This window comes from Daejeonella sp. (assembly GCF_049655485.1).
GTDB lineage: Bacteria > Bacteroidota > Bacteroidia > Sphingobacteriales > Sphingobacteriaceae > Daejeonella.
This window is the reverse complement of the sequence record NZ_JBASJU010000247.1, coordinates 1-19,322: the sequence shown is the minus strand read 5'-3', so window position 1 is coordinate 19,322 and position 19,322 is coordinate 1. Positions and strand designations below refer to the sequence as shown.

Genomic DNA, 19,322 nt, shown 5'->3' with positions numbered 1-19,322 from the left:
TTTTAGAAAACGACAAAATTGCCAGAGTGTTCCTCCGTCAATTTTATCGTTCCCTCCTGGAAATTTTTAGTTATTTTTTTGTCGGAACTAAGACCGGAGGAGGGGGAGTTAGGAAAACTTGATTTCCCTCTCTGTTAAAATCGCCTCCCAGTTGTTTGATCTTCTCCAGAAAGTCTTTTTTGATCAGATAAATATATACTAGTGAGTCTTTACCTTCCTCCAAAGCATAGTACGAAACGAAATCTTTCGCTTTGTAATTTGACAGCGGATCCTGCGGTTTTTCATAACCGATCAGAACGACAAACTTTTGCGGGTCCCTCCATTTTGCCATTAATTCGTCCGTGGGTTGAACTGGTGATGGATATAAACTTTTTTCTTCTCTAGTTAATTCTTCGTATCGTTTTCTGATCTTTACCCCAGCTGAATTGATATAGCGCATATAAGCACCTTTGTAATATTCATCCTTAGTAAGTTGGGCTTCCTTATCGATGTTAATATTTAATTCTATAGACGTGGAAGTACCCTGGCTAAACACATTATCGTTAAAGGCCATGATCAGCAGCGCTGCAACAGGTAGAAGCGACGCAACCTTTACAACTTTTTTGGTTTTTGAAGTTTGCTTTTTCATCATTTTAAATCTTTTTTTAGTAACTGAATAATTAAAATTGCTGGCCAGCTGAACAGGCTTAAGTGTAGCTTTTTGCAATAGTAATTGTTGATATGTTGAAATACTACAGGAGGATTCGATAACAGCTTCATCAGCAAGAAATTCATGATTTAGCTGAATAGCTTTTTTAAAGAAGATAAATACTGGGTTAAACCAAAATATCACCATAAGCAATTCCAGAAATAACAGATCAACGGAATGCTTTTGCCTGACATGTGCAAACTCGTGTTCTATGATTTCTTTTTCTATTTTGTTATTCAGGTAGTCATCTTCGTTAAGAAAGATGAAAAACAAAAAGCTATGTGGTGTCAGCTTTTCTTTAATAAGCACGATAGTCCCTGCTCGATTATCCTGCTTAGGATTTCTAGCGACACTTCTTGTGATTAAGAAAAGGTTTATCACAAACCTCATTAATAAGATGCTAGCAATTACAATATACAGCATCATTAAGAAGCTGGGGCTTTGCTCAACGGCAGCCATGCCCAATTCCAAAGGAACAGTGGGGGAGACACCGGAAACTACGAGTTCGCCAATGTTCATCGGGGCGGTACTAATGCCCGGCCCGTTCAAGGGTATCTTTAAAACAGGAATTATTAGTCCTATTACCAAACTAAACAAAAGATAATATCGGTTAAACTGATGCATCTTTTCCTTTTCAAGCCATAAGTGATAAATCGCGAGGAGTGTCACCAAGACTAATCCAGATTTAATAAGATATTCAATCATGGTTTTTTCTTTTTAATTTCCTGATCAATAATTTTTTTTAACTCTTCGAGCTGTGCTTCCGTCATTGCAGTTTCTTTTGTGAAGAAGGACGCGAATTGTGATACGGAGTCATTAAAGAAATTTTTAATTAATCCATTGACATGTTTCGAGAAATAGTCCGTTTTCCCAACAAGCGCATAATATTCCCTCGAATTGCCATAAAGCTTGTAGCTTACGAAATTTTTATCCGTCATTCTTTTTAGCAATGTGGCAATTGTAGTAGCGGCTGGCTTAGGTTCAGGATAGGCCTCGATAAGATCTTTCATGAAAGCGGTTTCCTTTTCCCACAGGTACTGCATCAATTGTTCTTCTGTTTTAGTAAGCTGCATCTTCTACGTATAGTTTGTATACTCTACAAATGTAGAATGATATTTTATAATTCCAAAATTATTTTAACGAATGATGGATGGGACATACAATTTGGACCAGAAAAAACTCATAGGAGATGCTATGGAGAATGGTGAGCACAGCTCCATATCGGGATTGCTCAGAATATTTTACAGATATCGAGTAAACGAAAAGACGGCTTACTTTACATTAAGAGCTACTATCTGTGCCTGATACTGCTCGGGTAAAATTATAGACTTTACGATGTTATTCATTTTGCAGAATCTCAATAGCCTATACAATGTTAACATTGGAGTGATGAAGGATATGCCTTTAAAGGACAGTAATAGCCTGACATTTGGCGGGCATATGAGGGCTTGTACTTTCGTTAAGAGTACGTATCTCGCTACGCCAAGGTGCTTGCGGTATTGCTTATAGAGATCACGGGTGAGATTGCTGTACTCAAGATCCGCTTCCAGATGTTTCCTTCTATCGGCTTGCCAATCGTCAAAGTTATCTGGCAGTTCCTTAATTCCCATTCTTTGACCCACAGAATTAAATACCTTGAAAACCTCAGTTTTCTCATCCTCTGTTAATTCGCGTTCCAATACTTCAAAGGCGCGTATTGAGTAATCAATAAGCATATACAGAACATCCCGATAAGCCCAATCCGGGATTGCCGACCCCCGGCTAGTTTCCACATTTTTATGTATCGCTGTGATTTGATCAATCGCCCTCAGTGCCTCATCATGCTTTGCAAAAACAATTTTGCGGGCATAACCGACTGTAGAAAACAACCTCCCGATGGGATCTGCAGGCAGACGTCCAGTAAAGTAAAGCCAGTCTACAGCCTTGTTTAACGCAAAATCTGATGAAGCCCCCGCAAAAATAAAGAGTATAGTATCAGCATTGCCCCAGATTTTTCTGACAATTGATTTTTCATCTACGAAATGTACCATATTAGTTCCTTTAATAGACCTGGTTTAATATCTATCGCTCAAAGCTTCATAAAAAAAGTACTTTGATGTACAAAGTAACGATAAGAAGTTGATATATGCAAATGATCGTATGAATACTGTTATACTCAAGAGTCTTTTCTTTTCTTTAATTTCATCACATTATAATTATATATTAGTGTACGTAACCGAATTCATTATGCTTACAAACTTTTTTCTCATCAGCGTATTCGCCAGCACCCTTGCCACCGCCAATGCAATGGATATTAACCCTGTCGGGAATCGCAAAAACTTTAAGACGAATACAAATCCTTTCAAAGGCCCCTGGATCAAACTGTTTGATGGTAAGAGCTTGAATGGCTGGCATCATTTTAACAGCAAAGAACCAATTGTGAACTGGACCGTTGAGAACGGGGCGCTGGTTTGCCTTGGAGCTAGAGCATCAAGTGGATCAGGCGACATTATTACAAATCAGGTATTTAGGGATTTTGAGTTGCGTTGGGATTGGAAAGTCGACACGGGTAGTAACAGTGGTGTGTTCTACCATATAGTGGAAGATACCAAATATAAACGCGTTATCGATACCGCACCTGAGTACCAGATTATTGACGATGTAAGCTATCCTGCCAAACTTCAGCCATTACAGTTAAGCGGTGCGGATTATGACATGCACCTTCCTTCTGAGAACAAAGTTCTTATGCCTGTTGGCGAATGGAACTCAAGTAAAATAATCTTTAAAAAAGGCAAGGTGGAACATTGGCTTAATGGAAAAAAGATCGTGAAGTTCAAAGCCTGGACTGACGATTGGAAACAGAGAAAAGCGTCCAGTAAATGGAAAGATGTACCAGACTATGGTATGTCGCCTGTGGGAAATATAGGCTTGCAGGATCACGGGAACAAAGCCTATTTCAAAAATATAGAGATAAGGGAATTATAGGATGCTAAACCTGAAATTAGTACAAGAGGTATTCGTTTCATAACGGTGGATCATAAAAGTAACGTTTAAATGAAAAAAAGAGTAACCGAACTTACCGGGGTAAAAGAAATTGCAAGAAGGGCAAACGTTTCAATTGCTACTGTTGACAGAGTTATTCATAACCGCAAGGGGGTTTCAGCCGAAACCAAGGAAAAAATCAACAAGCTCATAGAAGAGTTAAATTATAAACCTAATTTGCTTGCGCAACGGCTTGCTTCCGGAAAGATCCTTCGGCTTGCCACGTTAATTCCTGGATGTTCTAAAGAAACAAGCTTTTGGGATGCCCCGCTCAAAGGAATAGAACAAGCGGGCTCGGAAATTGAGCAATTGGGAATTGTAATTGATAAATACTTCTACGACCCAAATACGGTTGAATCTTTCATCAAACAAACCGAAGTGATTCTTGACTCAAAACCAGATGGTATACTCTTTGGCCCCTCGTTCCTTGATGAGTCTGTATCTTTCACAGACAAATGCCACGCATTAAAAATTCCTTATGTTTTGATCGATTCGGATCTTCCGAACGATGGCAGTTTAAGCTATGTTGGACCTAACCTGTATCACAGTGGTTATATGGGAGGCCATTTGATAAGTTACATTTCGAAGGAAACTGATAAAATACTGATTGTTAATATCTCTAAAAAAATAGATAATCAGCATAGTTCGTTAAAGATCGAAGAAGGACTGAGAGCATATTTCAACGATCAAAATCGACGGGACAATATTGTCAAGCTGGATGTCAAAGATGTTGAAGAAAAGGCGATTCAAAAGACCATATCAGATGCCTTTAAGAAATTTTCAGACACTAAGGTTGTATTCGTCACTAATTCGCGTGTCTTCAAGGTTGCGCAATTTATTGAGGATTCCCAGCAAGATGTCATATTAATTGGTTACGACTTCCTACCCGAGAATGTGGAATATCTTAAAAAAGGGATCATCGACTTTTTGATCTGCCAAAAACCGAAGCAACAGGCCTATCGCGGCGTGATGTCTCTTTATCAGCATTTAGCTTTTGGCTCAAAAGTAGAGAAGATATATTTTATGCCAATTGATATACTCACTAAAGAGAATGCGGATTTTTATCGCAATTAACCACAGGATTGCAATTATTCAAATGAATTTCATACAAAAGATTGCTTGAGCGAATTTAGCAGTTCAAATTTACACCTTCAAAAATTATTAGAACATATGACTGGAACATTAAAACAATTGAGGATACTGGTAGTGGGATGCGGAAACATGGGTGCTTCGCACGCAAAAGCTTACCATGGAATTGATGGATTTGAAATTTGCGGACTCGTGTCACCAGGAGAAAGTAAAGTTACTTTGAACAATGCATTAGGGGATAAATACGATCTTTACGATAATTTCGAGCATGCTTTAGAAACAACCAAACCGGATGCTGTTTGCATCTCTACTTATCCAGATACCCACGAAAGCTATGCAATCAAATCATTCGAAAAGGGCTGTCATGTTTTTATTGAAAAGCCCGTTGCAGATTCAGTAGAAGGGGCAATTCGAGTAGCTGAGGCAGCTAAAAATGCAGGTAAAAAACTCGTTGTTGGTTATATTCTCAGGCATCATCCATCCTGGAAAACCTTCGTGGATCTTAGTCACGAACTAGGAAAGCCCCTGGTGATGAGAATGAACCTTAATCAGCAGAGCCATGGAAATATGTGGAATGTACATCGTAATTTAATGAAAAGCCTAAGCCCGATAGTAGATTGTGGTGTACATTATATCGATGTAATGTGCCAAATGACAAGGTCGAAACCGGTTCAGGTGAGTGCTATCGGAGCCCGTTTGACAGAAGATATTCCTGAGGGTAATTATAACTACGGACAATTACAGATACGCTTTGAAGATGGCTCGGTGGGATGGTATGAGGCGGGATGGGGCCCGATGATGAGCGAGACCGCGTTTTTTGTGAAAGATGTTATTGGACCTAAAGGCTCAGTCTCAATTGTTGCCAAAGAAGCAGCTGGAAGCGGTAAGTCGGATTCTGTGGAAGCTCATACCAAGACTGAATCTCTTCGTTTCCATCATTCCGGACTTGATAAAGATAATAACTTCCTCAAAGAGGATACCTGGATTAATTTATCAGACGAGCCTGATCACCAAGAACTTTGTAACCGTGAACAGGAATATTTCCTTAAGGCGATAAATGAAGATCTGGATCTTGAGGATCATGTTCAGGACGCAGTGAACAGTCTGCGAATTGCGTTTGCCTGTGATGAATCTGTCAGGACCGGTCAGATTGTGTCGCTTACTTAAAAATACGGCTGATGTCAATAAATATTCAATTTTGGTCTTAACTATATTATGACCTTTAATGATAACAAGTATTTAAACTTGCCGTTTAAAAGACGTGAATAAAAACTTCATTGCGTTTTTTATATTTAGCCAATTACTTACTTTCTGTATGGAAACTACGGCGCAAGTAACAGGCAAGATAGCGGCTGAAAATACTCATGAGATCGCTTCGATAAGGAGCGATTTTTTTATTCAGTCTGTTTTGGATCAGCGGAGTGGACCCGATTCTGCTGGGCTGGTGTTTATTCGTTCTGATGGAAAGAATTCAACTCAAAAAATTGCATTACAAAGTGCAACGTTAACAGGAATTATAAAATTCTTCACCAAAAGTAATTCTATTAATACTTCCCGGAGGCCCTTAAGAGTCAGGATTCAAGAATGTAATATCAGGGAAACTTTGTCGGGTGATAGGGTTTTAGGACAAGCAACGGTTATGCTTGTGTTTGATCTTATTAAGGATAGTGCTTCGATACCTCTTACTCAATACCAAAGCACCGCCAGATACAACCGCCCCTTAAAGGATTTGAGGATTGCTGAACTAACCTTAGGCCGGCTTCTCAACAACAGCCTTAAGTTTATCGATAGCTGGATGGAAACAGAGGCCAGGCGCAATCCACACCTTGCGCGAGGTGTTTCTTTAACCTTTCGTGATTACCGGGACCAGCATGACGACACGGTTTATTATACTCCAATGCGGCCACTAGTGTGGGATGATTTTCGCGAAAAGAGATCGGACAGCAAATTTGCGGCATCGGTATTTCCTTCTTTCGGTTACGACCAGGCCACTAAAATAGACAATGGGATTATCCATGTTGAACTGGCATTAAAGGTTTTCGTTGTCAAGAGCGCTTCATGGGTTGGTCCTGGGACAAGAAGTCACTATAATCTCGAGCATGAACAAAAGCATTTCGACCTGGTCAGGTTAATAGCGGAACGTTTTAAACTGAAGCTTGTCTCAGAAAACTTAACGCCCGATAATTTTCAGGGAATCATCAATTTCGAATACCTGGAATTCTATAGGGAGATGAACAGAATTCAGCGGGAATATGACGAACAAACCTCACACGGTTTATCACCCGTAGCTCAGGAAACATGGAACCGAAAAATTGAAACAGAACTGAAACTTTTGGATTTGTGAAACTGTAGGAAATGCCAGGCGGCCAGATGAACCTCCCATCGCGGCATCATTGGATTTTCAAATTCTAGATAACATTACCCCGAATTAAGAGTATTTTAACAGATCATTAATATTTTTACAACATATACCAGCATCTGAAAGTAATGGAAACAAACTATTTAATAATTGGGCTTATTTTACTTATATCAATTGTCATAATTATTTTTGTTATAAGAAGAAATAAAGAAGATCAGCATGACTTTGAAAACACGGTCAATGAGTCCGAAATAGAGCCTGAAAAGCATAAAGATGTAGAACCGCTCTAGCCCTAACTGTAATCCAGTGTTCAGGCATTTCAAGGCCTTCGTGAATTCGCAAAAAGGGTTCGGCTGACAGGTCTTGTGCTTTATTATTTTTTATCCAAAACTCGCTCTCAATTTCGTACAATACATTTCTCCTATCCTTGAATTTAACTATAATTTACCCAATGAATAAATTCACCCTTAAGTTATTTATATTAATCCTGGCATTTTCGACGCCCGGAAGTTTAACGTATGGCCAAAAAAGGTTTGTTTCTAAATCGCAAAACTCTCTTTTCCTTTTTCACAATAAATCCAAAGTAATCCCCTTAACTGGCCTTGCCGATCGTAAGATTGCAATCCTGAAGACAGATGCAGAATCCTCAACGGTGTTCGATAGCCTTTCACGTAAATATGCTGACGTAGAGAGTTTTAATGTATGGGATTACCGAACAGATTCTTTGAATCTCGACAACCTTAGAGGCGACTACCTGAAGTATTTCAATACTTTGATTATCCAGGTGACTCCACAATCCTTAAATGATCCGGAAATTATCAGATTTCTTACCGAAAATCAAACGAGGAAAGAGATTGTTATCGCAGGGTTTGGCGAACTTAGCTCACTTAAAAAGCTTGATTTTTTTACCGGACCGGTTATCTGGAGTACCTTTAACAGCCCAGTTGCCGCGAGTAATTCAGCACAATTGATTTTTGGAGGAATAGCCGCCAGTGGAAAACTTCCCCAAGCTATAAGCTCAAAGTATAAAAGAGGGGCGGGGTATCACACTGAAAAAACCCGGCTGGCATATTCATCACCGGAGGCCGTGGGCTTAAAATCAGCAGATCTGGATAGCATCGACCTGATAGCAGCTGAAGCTATTCGTGAGAAAGCCACTCCGGGTGCGGTGGTGATGGTTATCAAAGATGGCAATGTAATATTTAATAAAGCTTACGGTTCACATACTTATGATGGGAAGGAAAAAACCGAATTAGGCGATATATATGATTTAGCTTCTCTTACTAAAGTTTCTGCGACCACGATCTCGGTTATGGCGCTGTATGAGCAAGGTAAAATTTCACTTCATAAAACGATCGGTGATTATATTCCTAATGCCCGTAACTCTAACAAAGAGGACTTAACGATCAAGGAATTATTGGCACATCAATCAGGAGTTACAGCAGTATCCTTTTATCTCAAACTTAAACCGGATGAATATAGTGCTGATTCATCCAGGGCATACCCGGTGAAGGTTGCCGATAAGTATTTTTTTAAACCCGGGTATTTTAGAGAGATGTTCTGGCCGGCATTTCTGAAGGCGCCATTAAAAAGCCGCGGTTCATATGTTTACACGGATATGAACATGTATGTTTTAAAGGAAATTGTCGAGTGGGAATCGGGTACACCTATTGAGAAATTTGTTCAGGATCAGTTTTATAAACCTCTGGGGATGTACACAGCCGGATTTTTACCGCGAAACAGATTTGAAAAGGATCAGATCGTGCCAACCGAAGAAGAAGGAAACTTCCGGAAATCGCTGCTGCACGGTTATGTCCATGATCCCGGCGCTTCTTTAATGGGAGGGGTGTCTGGCCATGCAGGTCTGTTTTCAAGCGCTAACGATCTGGGTATCCTTTATCAAATGATGCTAAACAAAGGCACATATGGAGGGGATCGCTACTTCAAACCTGAAACTGTTGATCTGTTTACGTCCAGGCAATCTTATGTAAGCAGAAGAGCACTAGGTTTTGATATGCAAGATCCTGATCCCACAAAAGCTTATCCTTCAAAATTAGCAACACCAGGTACATACGGCCATACGGGCTTTACAGGTATTGCGGTATGGGTCGATCCTAAGTATAACTTAATTTATATATTTCTTTCTAACCGTGTCCATCCAAAAATAACGGATACACTCTATAAACTGAACATAAGGAGTCGGATTCAGGATGTTATTTACAGAGCTGTACAGAAGTGAGGTTGGATAATCTGTATCCGGGGAGTCTCTATGCTCATCTCTTAGATAAATAAAAAAAGGATAGAAACTATTTTTTCTATCCTTTTACCTTAATCTTCCTACTCACATGGTGCCGAGCCTAAAAAAACCGGCAATAATAAGGGGTCTCAATTTTTAATCTCTTTCGATATCGGAACGGTTACCGGTTTAGGTTCCAATTCCTCAGTTACGCCGTCTTTACCATCTTTGAACTCTTTCATTCCTTTACCGAGACCGCGCATAAGTTCCGGGATCTTTTTACCACCGAACATAAGTAATACAACTACCAGAATCATAATAATTTCCGGACCACCTAGACCTGCCATAATATTTTCGTTTTAAGTTTTATTAAAGTTGATAATAATAAATCTTAAACGGAGAACTTATATAGATATTTTACAATTGTGATTATGGAATCGAATGCAGGAAATGCTGCAGGTATCACTTATAGCTCTGCAGTTGATCTGCCAGCCGCAGGAGGTACTGCTGAAACGATAGTATCAGCAACCTCTACATCATGGAATGGTTCAAACTCAACAACAAATTTCAACATTTCTTACCTGATAGGTGCTAAGGGTGCATACGCTGGTAAAGCAAAGGGCGTGAATGTTATACCGGTGGTATATACTGTAACGCAGCAGTAAGACATTTTTAAATTCAACTAAACTTGAAGCGGCCGTCCGGGAACTGAGTGTACAAAAACAGGAAGTCGGCCATGTTGATATCAGCCGACATAAGCTAAAGCAAGAGGCAAATGCGAATGCCATGCAGAAAGACCTCGATGAGTATAAGTCCATTGGCATGAATGATCATGTTGTTAAACATTTTCAGAAGAAAAGCTTTTTGAAACGATAGAAAAGAATCTGGAACTTTTTGCCAGCAAAGCTTGTTAGTCATTTAGCCCGGTTGAATTAACCGGTATAAAATTCTGGCATATGAAATATTTGAAATATATCCTGCCATTACTGCTTTTAACAGTAATGGCCTGTAATTCATCCAGATCTGGTAAATCCCCCAGGACTCCGAAACGTGAGGTGCCTATAGCGATAAACATTGATGCTGAAAACAGTCGCACGATAAATTTTATCAATCTCGATTATTTTCGTCTCCAGCTTATACAAGATCTCGATCAATTCCAGGAAGTCAATTTTTTACTGGTAGATCCTTCAGAAAACCCGGAAGTAGTTTTGAACTTAAACATCAGCAGCTTCACTCTTTGGCCACGCGATGAACGTATGGCAAGACGAAGGGTAAGCAGAAATATAGCTGTTGGGACCGATGCTGCAGGGAAGCCTATTTATCAAACGGTAACAGCGACAGTGGATATTGTTGAAATTCAGCGCCGCTCAAATGCAAGATTCGAGGCTAGCCTGCTTATAAAGGGTACACCTGGGTTGAAATTTCAGCGAACTTTTGTTCCAAGATACAACTATGTTGATACCTATGTAAATAGTGTACAGGGTGATACCCGGGCTATCGATCCCCGGCTTATGACACGAGGTATAAATATAGAGCCGGTAGAAAGTGATTTTCTTTTACTTCTGGCAAGACAGGAGATGATCCGAAGATTATCCTCCGAATTGAGAAATTATTACGATGCACCAACGGAGCCTGCCAAAAAATAAAAGGTTTTTTCAACCCAACCATCTTCCTTAATGTAACAATAGTGGTGATAGAACTATAGGGATTAAACCAAAATCCCCCTTTATAGTCATAAATCCAGATGCCCGCTAACGACTAGGTATTCTGACCTTATTTATGAACAATAAACTAATATTTTTCGTTTGTCTCTTTTTTTTAGGGACTTCCGTGTTCGCACAAACCTTCCGCAACGTAAGCGGTGTTGTACAGGATAGTACTGGTGCGGGTGTGTTTAGCGCCACAGTGAAACTGGTTCCTTTGAGTGGGGGTGATACACTTCAAACACGCTCTGATGTAGATGGGAATTTTGCTTTCCGGGGCGTTACAACATCCAGTTTCAATATTTTTGTAAATAGCCTGGGTTATGCTGCAATTACCATTTCGTCGAGAAATCCCGATGGAACAACTCCTATCGTACTTCCTAAAATAACACTAAAAGCAAGCAGCCGTTTAATTGATGAAGTCGTAGTCAGTGGAAGACCCCCTGTGTTGATTAAAACTGACACCGTGGAATATAGGATGTCAGACCTGAAAATGAAACCCGACGCAGTAGTGGAAGATGCAATTAAACGTCTTGAAGGGACGGAAGTTGACAAAGATGGAAATGTCACTGCTGCCGGAAAACCAGTTACAAAAATCAAAGTAAACGGCAAGGAAGTCTTTGGAGGTGATATGAAAACTATTACCAAAAATATCCCAGCTGACGCCATTGATAAAATACAAATTGTTGAGGATTACGGCGATCAGGCTAATTTTACCGGAGTCAAAGAAGGAGATCCCGAAACTATCATTAATATAACGACCCGTCCGGGCCGTGATCATGGATATATAGTTAATTCAACTGTAGGCGGCGGTACGATTGAAAGATACCAGGCAGGGCTTTTTGCCCAGCAAATGAAGGGCGACCGTATTTTGGGTATAAATGCGAACCTGAATAATAATGGAACTCAAATTGGCGGCGAGAATTTTGGCGGAAGAAACGGCCAGCGATTTAGTGGCGGCGGTGGCCCTGGTGGTGGCGGTTTTGGCGGTGGCGGTTTTGGTGGCGGCAGCGGTGGAACAGGCATCACAAATCTGGGTTCACTGGCCCTTAATTACAATAATAAATTTGGCGAAGCCCTTAAACTAGCTGCTTCTTATTATTTCAACAACCAGGACAGGAATACTATCAGCACTGTTTTCAGACAAAGTGCAAATACCCTGGGATCTATTTTAAGTACTGAGTTTAACGATGCGAACAATATTAACACGCGACACGGATTTAATGCAAGGTTAGAATACAATATCAATAAGACTAACTTACTGGTGGTAACACCTTTCCTAAGTTTCGGTAAAACCTCAAACCTTAGCTCCGGATCTGTTTTTCAAACGGGAGTAATTAATCAGAACCAAATTAGTGTTACAAATAATGAGTCGCTAACCCCGAGTGTTAATGTTAACGTTTTATACAATCACCTATTTGCCAAGCCTAAAAGAAACTATTCTATAAACCTGAATTTCAGAAATAGCAATTTTGAGTCTGACCAGGAAAACGACAATCACATTACCTACAACGATGCGAGCGGAAACACTTTGAAAGACTCCTTAAATTTCCGGCTTAATTCTACCGCCAATAGAACCCAAAGTGCAGGGAGCCGATTAGTCTACAACGAGCCGATCAGCGAAAAGGGAAGAATACAGTTCAACTATGATGTAAACTATAATAAGTATGATAACAGCAGGATCTCAAGCCTTGCAAATGGGGCTGGCATTCTGGTTCCCATAGATTCACTAAGTAATGTTTTCGATTATTCATTCGTGTCGCAAAGGATTGGTGCAAATTATAACTATCAGGATAAGAATAGCGAGCTGTCCCTGGGATTAACGGCTAATCCAACCCATTTATCTGGTAATTCGGCAAGCCTTAATACCAGCATTAACCGGACGAATTTTTTTATAGCACCCATCGCACGTTATCAGTATCGTTTTGCGGGTACTAAGTCAATTACGTTCAATTATTTCGGAAATGCGGCCGAACCTCAGTTTGCTCAATTACAGCCTGTTCGTGATGTATCCAACCCTCAGCGACCTGTTGTCGGAAACCCTGACTTAAATAGTTCTTTCTCCCATTTTGTATTTGGCAATCTCAGGCTTTCGAATGTTGAGAAACGGACGTCTTTGATGATTTATGTACAAGGAAATGCAATCTCAAACCAGATAGTGCAAAATGTTGTGTTGATTCCAGATGTTTTCGGTAGCCGTAAACAAGAAGTGCGGTATGTAAATACAAACGGGTATTATACATATTTCGGCGGATATAACTGGTCTAAGTCTTTTGCAGATCGCCAATATACCGTAAGGCTTAACGGTGACTCACGATTCACCAGAGGAGTGTCTCTTGCAGATAATATCAAGAATTTTTCGAATAGGAGAAACATTAATCAGCGTATAGCACTACAAATCAATCCAGGTGAGTGGATGGAACTGAGCCCTCAAGTTATGTACGGCAGAACAGTGACTGATTACACACTTGCAACAAATACCGACACGAAGATTAATACCTATGGTTTAAATATGGAAGGCCGCTTTCTGTTAATGAAAGATAAAAGCCTGATTTTTGGCTTCGATGGTAGTAAGCAGTTTAATTCAGGTTACATCGGCAACCTGAACACCAATCCATTCGTTTTAAATTCATATGTTGAGAAGAAATTTAAAAAGAACTTGGCAACCTTGAGATTGCAGGCCTTCGATATTTTTGACCAGTCTAACAATATTAGCCAGGCTGTAATCGATAACGGATTCACGGATACTCAGACAAACAGGTTAACCCGTTATTTTATGTTGACCTTAAACGTAAGGATTAACAAATTTGCGGGTGGTACGCAGCAAAATGCCCCTCGCCCGGACGGAGAGAGGTTTGAAGGCCGGCCCGGAGGTTTTGATCGTGGCGGTATGCCGGGTGGTGGTGTAAGACGTGAGAATGACTAATTGACTTAATTCATAGACTTTCATTATAGTGTGAGCATTGTTCGACCTTTGGTTGACCAATGCTACACACTTGCTACATCGCTATAAGGACCCTATAAGGACCCTATAAGGTCGGTATAAGGCCGCTATAAGCTTAGATGAATGATTTCAAAATTCGTATATTCAGGTAAATAATATACGAAAACCGATCATGGCTAGATATGATCCCTATAATGATTTGCCTCATCCTGACCGTACCATTGTTAACAGCAAAGCGTACGGGGAGCACACCAGGGCGCGCCGGGGCTCCAGGAATAAAGTGGAGATCAACGATACGCTTAAACTCCATAATTTGCTGCTTACCGGAGCAAATACCCCGGCCCGACTGGTTAAAAACGAGATTGACTACTATCGGGCGGGCTTTCCGTCAGGCCAGTTATGGCAATTCCTTGTAGGAATGGCGACCGCTTTCTGATCTCCTTTAAGCTCACCGGCTCGTGTAAAGGACAAACCGAAAGCCATCATTCTAATATGGTTATGCAAATCATCCAAACGGGCATTGTAAGCTGATTTGCGTAATTTAATGGTATTTAAAAATGCTTCATTTACAATTTCATTCCAAACTATATACCTTCCCATTTGGTTATCAAGATATAAACCAACGAAATCGAAAATGGGAACAGAGAATGTAAATCAACATGCTCAGGGAGCGGAAGATCAGAATAAAAACAGAGATTCAAATACGGAAGATACTAATGCCAAAACCGATCCGGCTGGAAATGCGGTAGATGAACAGGAATTAGTAGGCGGAATGAGTACGGATAGCCCTACAGATCAACAGCCATCCGCGTCGCAGAATAATCAGTGGGAAAGGGAGCATCATCTTGGGACTGCACCGATTACCGGACAGCAGGGTTCTGAAGGATATGAAGATAGTAGCCGTCCGGCACGCCAGTACAGCTCAACTGATGACGATGAACTGAGGGCGGAACAGCCAAATGATTATCGCACAGGAGAATATATCGAAGAGAACGACCTCGAAAAAACGGACCAAGACTATAGGGACGGTGAGAATCAGTCTGGCGAAGATCAGGATGACGCGGATGAGTTAAGGGAAGGGAAGTAGAGATTTTATTTCTATCTTTTGTGCGTAATACAGCACTATGAAATTTCTTTTTCTGAATATATTCTTGTTAATCACAATATATGGATATTTCAGCTCTCCGGGCGGATCAGGCAAAACCGATCCGCCCTTTGCTTTATCCAGAATCCATAATTTTGTGGCTCAAGGTAAAGGCCTTGAAGCTACAGTCATTGCTAGTAATCTTGAAATTCCCTGGGAAATCCTTTGGGGACCAGATAATAACATCTGGATAACGGAGCAGAAAGGCATCGTAAGTCGTGTCGATCCAAAAACTGGAACGAAGAAAGTGCTTCTCAAACTAAACGATGTTTGGTTTTATCGGACTGCTGGCTTGCTTGGGATGACCATTCACCCGGATATGAACAATTTTCCTTATGTGTTTCTGAATTATACGTTTATGAAAGGGGAGAAGCCGTACTCGAAACTAGTACGATACACATGGAAATTAGATACGCTCGTGGACCCTAAAGTGCTCATGGAAGCTTCAGCTAACAATGGACATAGCGGTTCCAGGCTTGCATTTTTTAGAGGCAAGTTGTTTTGGGCTACTGGTGATGCTAATAACAATACATACGCACAGGATTTTAATTCGCCGAACGGGAAAATATTAAGGCTCAATATCGATGGTACGATTCCCGCTGATAATCCCGTAAAGGGAAGCGCGGTATGGGCAATGGGTTTTCGCAATATCCAGGGGATGGTGTTTGCAACAAACGGCAAATTATATACTTCAGAACATGGTGATGCAAGCGACGATGAAGTTAATCTGATTGAAAAGACACGAAATTACGGCTGGCCAGTGGTACAGGGCTTTGCTGTCGATCCGAAAGAATTGGAATACCAGAGCGCAAAGTCAACGCATGACCCGATGAAGGCCTGGACACCGACCATTGCGCCAGCGGGACTAGATTATTATTTCTCGAACCGGATTCCGCAGTGGAAAAACTCGTTGTTACTAGTAAGTTTAAAGGGGAAGAGCCTAAGGTCATTGAAGTTAAACAAAGATGGCAGCGAAATAATTGATGAGAAGACATTTCTCGAAAATCAGTTTGGCCGTATTAGGGATATCTGTATTTCCCCTGCCGGGGATGTATATGTGTCAACCAGTAACCGCGACTGGAACAGGTCGATGGGCGATCCGTTGCCCGAAGATGATCGCATCATCCAAATATCGCCTTCAGAGAGAGTTAATGTTTTCAGCTCTGCTAAAACACAAAATATTTCTTTCGATTTGATATCATCATCAGCTTTATACTCGCAGTATTGTGCATCCTGTCACCAGCAAAATGGCTTGGGTTTAGCTGGAGTGTTTCCTCCATTAAAAGGTTCATCCCTTGTGAAGCAGGGGGAACTGCCCTTTATTAAAAAAATTCTATCTGGTTCAACAGGTCAAGTAAAGATCGGATCAGTAACATACGATACCCAGATGCCATCGTTTGCATTTCTTAAGGATGATGAAATTGCGGGGATCGTGAATTATGTGAGGAATATGCAGGACGAGAAATATTCCCCTGTAAATGCCGAAAGCATCGCAAAAGCACGTACGAATTAGGTTTAGAACACGATATGTTGACGATTCCACCGAGGTCTCACAATTTGATCCGGAAAAGGGCCAAATCATCCCGGAAAACCAAACATTTGCCTCTTTAATATGTTCTCACATCATACTTCAATACCTTGCGAAAATACGGTCTCATTTCCCTTAAAATTTTACTTTGGACTTTAGGAATTTTACTATTCCTTATAATACTTGTTTTCGTATTGGTCCAGATTCCGGCCGTCCAGAATTTCGCTAAAAACAAAGTGGTTTCCTATGTTGAGGGAAAAATCAAGACTAAGGTAGAAATCGACAAGCTTAGCATGGATCTGCCTAAACTTCTGGTGCTTGAAGGAGTTTATTTCGAGGATCAAAAAAAGGATACTCTTCTCGCTGGCGATACCCTAAAGGTAGATATCAGCCTCTTTAAACTGTTGAGCAATAATGTGGAGATTAATGAAATTGACCTGCGGGGCGTTACTGTAAATGTGCAGCGTAATGCCGACAGCGTTTTCAATTTCGATTATATCCTGAAAGCTTTCATGACAGAGCAGAAGAAAGATCCGGCTATTACCGACAGTACTTCAGCAATGAAACTCTCCATTGAGAAAATTAACCTCGACCGAATCCGGCTTCGATATAAGGATGCTGTCATGGCAAGCAACATGAATGTGTATCTGGGACATTTCGATACCCGTGTCCAGGAGTTCGACCTGGATAGGATGAAATTCAGTATCCCGAAAATCAAACTTTCAGGTTTAAATGCCAACATTGTTCAGTTTAAGCCCGCTGCTAATCTGGAATCAGCCAGTACCGACTCGATCGAGGCAACGAAACCATTTGACATGGATCTGAAATTGGGGACTATTGACCTAGATAAGATTGTTGTTAAATATCGGAATGATGTTTCCGCAATTGCTGCCGATATTAATCTCGCTGAATTGCTTACCGAAGTGACAAGCCTGGATATGAAAGGGCAGGCTGTTGGTCTAAATACCCTGGACCTCAATAACTCTAAAGTATCATTTACTCTGGGTAAGACAGAGCTGGCTAAAGTGGCGGCAAAGCAGGCCTTGCAGGAAGTGGAAGCTGTTTCTGAAAATTGGAAGATCACCGCCAATGCTGTCAACCTGGTAAACAATGATATCCGTTTTGATAATTTCAACATGCCGGTCCTGCCCCGAGGGATGGACTTTGGCCATCTGGATATGAAAGGTTTGAACTTCGCTGTTGAAGACCTTCGATTTTCGATTGATTCCATTTCTGCTAATGTATTGTCTGGCAACTTTAAGGATAAGAGCGGTTTTGACCTGAAAGAGATTCGGACCGTTTTTAATTACGGAACTAAAAGCCTGTCTTTGGAAGACCTTTATATCAGATCAGACCGATCGGAAATAAGGGACAATATTCGACTTACTTATCCCTCAATTGAAAGCCTCGTCACGAATCCAGGAGAAATGGGCATCAATGCTAATCTCGTAAGCAGCCGCTTGTCTTTACTCGACCTGATTACTTTTGTTCCTGAAATGGCGGTTATGGATGCCTATAAGAGTTCGCCCGATGCTATTTTAAATATTAACGGGAAAGTCACAGGCAAGGTAAAAGATCTGACTTTAACTGATATGCGGATTTCGGGCTTCCGGAACACATCGGTGCGTGCATCCGCAAAGATCAAAGGCCTTCCTGACATGAACAAGGCTTATTTCGATGTGAAGATTGCAGATCTGACTACTCGCAGAAGCGACTTATTTGCAATGGTTCCCAAAGGGACTATCCCACCAGATATAAGCATCCCGGAATCTATCAGGCTTAAAGGCACTTTCAAAGGCACCGCATTAACCTTTAATACCAACCTGAATCTCAATTCCAGTTATGGCAGCGCTAATGCAGTGGCTGCTTTCGATTCTCGTGTAAAAGGCAGAGAAAGATATAAAGCAGATTTCCGTTTGAATAATTTTCATGTTGGCCGGCTCATCAAACAAGATTCCGTTATCGGGCGGGTAACCATGGCAGGAAATATCACAGGCACTGGTATTGACCCCAAAACCATGAATGCAGTTTTCGCAGCACGTGTTGTAAGGGCGCATTATAATGGCTATGGCTACAGTAATCTGAATTTAAAAGGTCAGGCCCGCAATGGTGATATCACTACTGCAGCTCAGATGAATGATCCGAATCTGGAATTTGAGGCTGATGTCGTAGCGAATCTTTCAGGCAAGTATCCAGCTGTGAAAGTCTCATTAGTGCTTGACAGCGCTAATCTAAAACCACTAAATTTACTTACAGACGATGTGCGTATTCACGGATTATTGGAAGCCGATCTCTCAACTGCAGATCCGGACTATCTGAACGGAACGATCACTGTCGCGAATGCTATTATTTCAAATGGAGGGGAGAGATACCAAATAGATTCAATGACGGTCGTTTCTACTGCAAGTGCTGATAGCAGTACCCTGGCGGTCCGGTCTGAAGTGTTAAGTGCAAATGTCTCTGGCCAGTATAAACTGACCCAGGTTGGCTATGCCCTTCAGGATGTTATTGGAAAACATTTTTCAATTGGAAATCCTGTTAAACCAGCAGCATATACCCCGCAATCGATGGTGTTCAACGCTAAGCTTGTAAATGGACCATTGATTACTC

General features: G+C 40.9%; 15 protein-coding genes and 1 pseudogene. 12 read left to right on the top strand and 4 right to left on the bottom strand.

Going from position 1 to position 19,322, the window contains the following annotated elements; genetic code table 11:
- Positions 1–70: 70 nt before the first annotated feature.
- The 3 genes from WBJ10_RS10365 to WBJ10_RS10355 all read right to left on the bottom strand — a co-directional run bounded on the left by WBJ10_RS10365 (position 71) and on the right by WBJ10_RS10355 (position 2,718).
- Positions 71–1,393 carry a M56 family metallopeptidase gene (locus WBJ10_RS10365; RefSeq protein WP_424289991.1) on the bottom strand — a complete coding sequence of 441 codons (1,323 nt, stop codon included), beginning with the start codon at positions 1,391–1,393 and terminating at the stop codon, positions 71–73.
- On the bottom strand, positions 1,390–1,761 hold the full coding sequence (locus tag WBJ10_RS10360) for a BlaI/MecI/CopY family transcriptional regulator (protein ID WP_424289989.1): 372 nt from the start codon (positions 1,759–1,761) through the stop codon (positions 1,390–1,392). Before WBJ10_RS10360 ends, WBJ10_RS10365 begins: the two co-directional genes overlap by 4 nt.
- A gap of 198 nt (positions 1,762–1,959) precedes the next feature.
- On the bottom strand, positions 1,960–2,718 hold the full coding sequence (locus WBJ10_RS10355; protein ID WP_424289987.1) for an oxygenase MpaB family protein: 759 nt from the start codon (positions 2,716–2,718) through the stop codon (positions 1,960–1,962).
- Positions 2,719–2,914: 196 nt separating this feature from the next.
- Here WBJ10_RS10355 and WBJ10_RS10350 point away from each other — a divergent pair, with 196 nt between their 5' ends.
- From WBJ10_RS10350 to WBJ10_RS10330, 5 genes are all read left to right on the top strand, one after another.
- Positions 2,915–3,652 carry a 3-keto-disaccharide hydrolase gene (locus WBJ10_RS10350; protein ID WP_424289985.1) on the top strand — a complete coding sequence of 246 codons (738 nt, stop codon included), beginning with the start codon at positions 2,915–2,917 and terminating at the stop codon, positions 3,650–3,652.
- 69 nt (positions 3,653–3,721) lie between these two features.
- Positions 3,722–4,783 carry a LacI family DNA-binding transcriptional regulator gene (locus WBJ10_RS10345; RefSeq protein WP_424289983.1) on the top strand — a complete coding sequence of 354 codons (1,062 nt, stop codon included), beginning with the start codon at positions 3,722–3,724 and terminating at the stop codon, positions 4,781–4,783.
- Positions 4,784–4,879: 96 nt separating this feature from the next.
- Positions 4,880–5,965: a Gfo/Idh/MocA family protein gene (locus WBJ10_RS10340; protein WP_424289981.1), complete on the top strand. Its 1,086-nt coding sequence runs from the start codon at positions 4,880–4,882 to the stop codon at positions 5,963–5,965.
- Between the two features lie 148 nt (positions 5,966–6,113).
- Positions 6,114–7,142, top strand: coding sequence for a hypothetical protein (locus tag WBJ10_RS10335; protein ID WP_424289979.1), 1,029 nt, complete (start codon positions 6,114–6,116; stop codon positions 7,140–7,142).
- Between the two features lie 466 nt (positions 7,143–7,608).
- Positions 7,609–9,396 (top strand): serine hydrolase domain-containing protein, encoded by a 1,788-nt coding sequence (locus WBJ10_RS10330; protein WP_424289977.1) that lies wholly within the window; start codon positions 7,609–7,611, stop codon positions 9,394–9,396.
- A 146-nt stretch (positions 9,397–9,542) separates the two neighbouring features.
- On the opposite strand, the gene WBJ10_RS10325 is transcribed toward WBJ10_RS10330, so the two are convergent.
- Positions 9,543–9,740 carry a Sec-independent protein translocase subunit TatA/TatB gene (locus tag WBJ10_RS10325; protein WP_424289975.1) on the bottom strand — a complete coding sequence of 66 codons (198 nt, stop codon included), beginning with the start codon at positions 9,738–9,740 and terminating at the stop codon, positions 9,543–9,545.
- Between the two features lie 84 nt (positions 9,741–9,824).
- On the opposite strand from WBJ10_RS10325, the gene WBJ10_RS10320 reads away from it, so the two are divergent.
- The 7 genes and pseudogenes from WBJ10_RS10320 to WBJ10_RS10290 form a co-directional block, all read left to right on the top strand.
- Positions 9,825–10,058 (top strand): hypothetical protein, encoded by a 234-nt coding sequence (locus tag WBJ10_RS10320; protein ID WP_424289973.1) that lies wholly within the window; start codon positions 9,825–9,827, stop codon positions 10,056–10,058.
- Between the two features lie 291 nt (positions 10,059–10,349).
- Entirely contained in the window at positions 10,350–11,039 is a 690-nt protein-coding gene (locus WBJ10_RS10315) for a hypothetical protein (RefSeq protein WP_424289972.1), read from the top strand.
- Between the two features lie 133 nt (positions 11,040–11,172).
- Positions 11,173–14,022, top strand: a complete 2,850-nt coding sequence (locus WBJ10_RS10310; protein ID WP_424289970.1) for an outer membrane beta-barrel protein — start codon at positions 11,173–11,175, stop codon at positions 14,020–14,022.
- A gap of 190 nt (positions 14,023–14,212) precedes the next feature.
- Positions 14,213–14,476: a hypothetical protein gene (locus tag WBJ10_RS10305; protein WP_424289968.1), complete on the top strand. Its 264-nt coding sequence runs from the start codon at positions 14,213–14,215 to the stop codon at positions 14,474–14,476.
- Between the two features lie 198 nt (positions 14,477–14,674).
- Complete coding sequence (locus tag WBJ10_RS10300) at positions 14,675–15,127, top strand: hypothetical protein (RefSeq protein ID WP_424289966.1); 453 nt, start codon at positions 14,675–14,677, stop codon at positions 15,125–15,127.
- 37 nt (positions 15,128–15,164) lie between these two features.
- Positions 15,165–16,697: a PQQ-dependent sugar dehydrogenase gene (locus WBJ10_RS10295; protein ID WP_424289964.1), complete on the top strand. Its 1,533-nt coding sequence runs from the start codon at positions 15,165–15,167 to the stop codon at positions 16,695–16,697.
- Positions 16,698–16,906: 209 nt separating this feature from the next.
- Positions 16,907–19,322 (top strand): annotated as a pseudogene (locus tag WBJ10_RS10290) (translocation/assembly module TamB domain-containing protein); the annotation flags it as partial.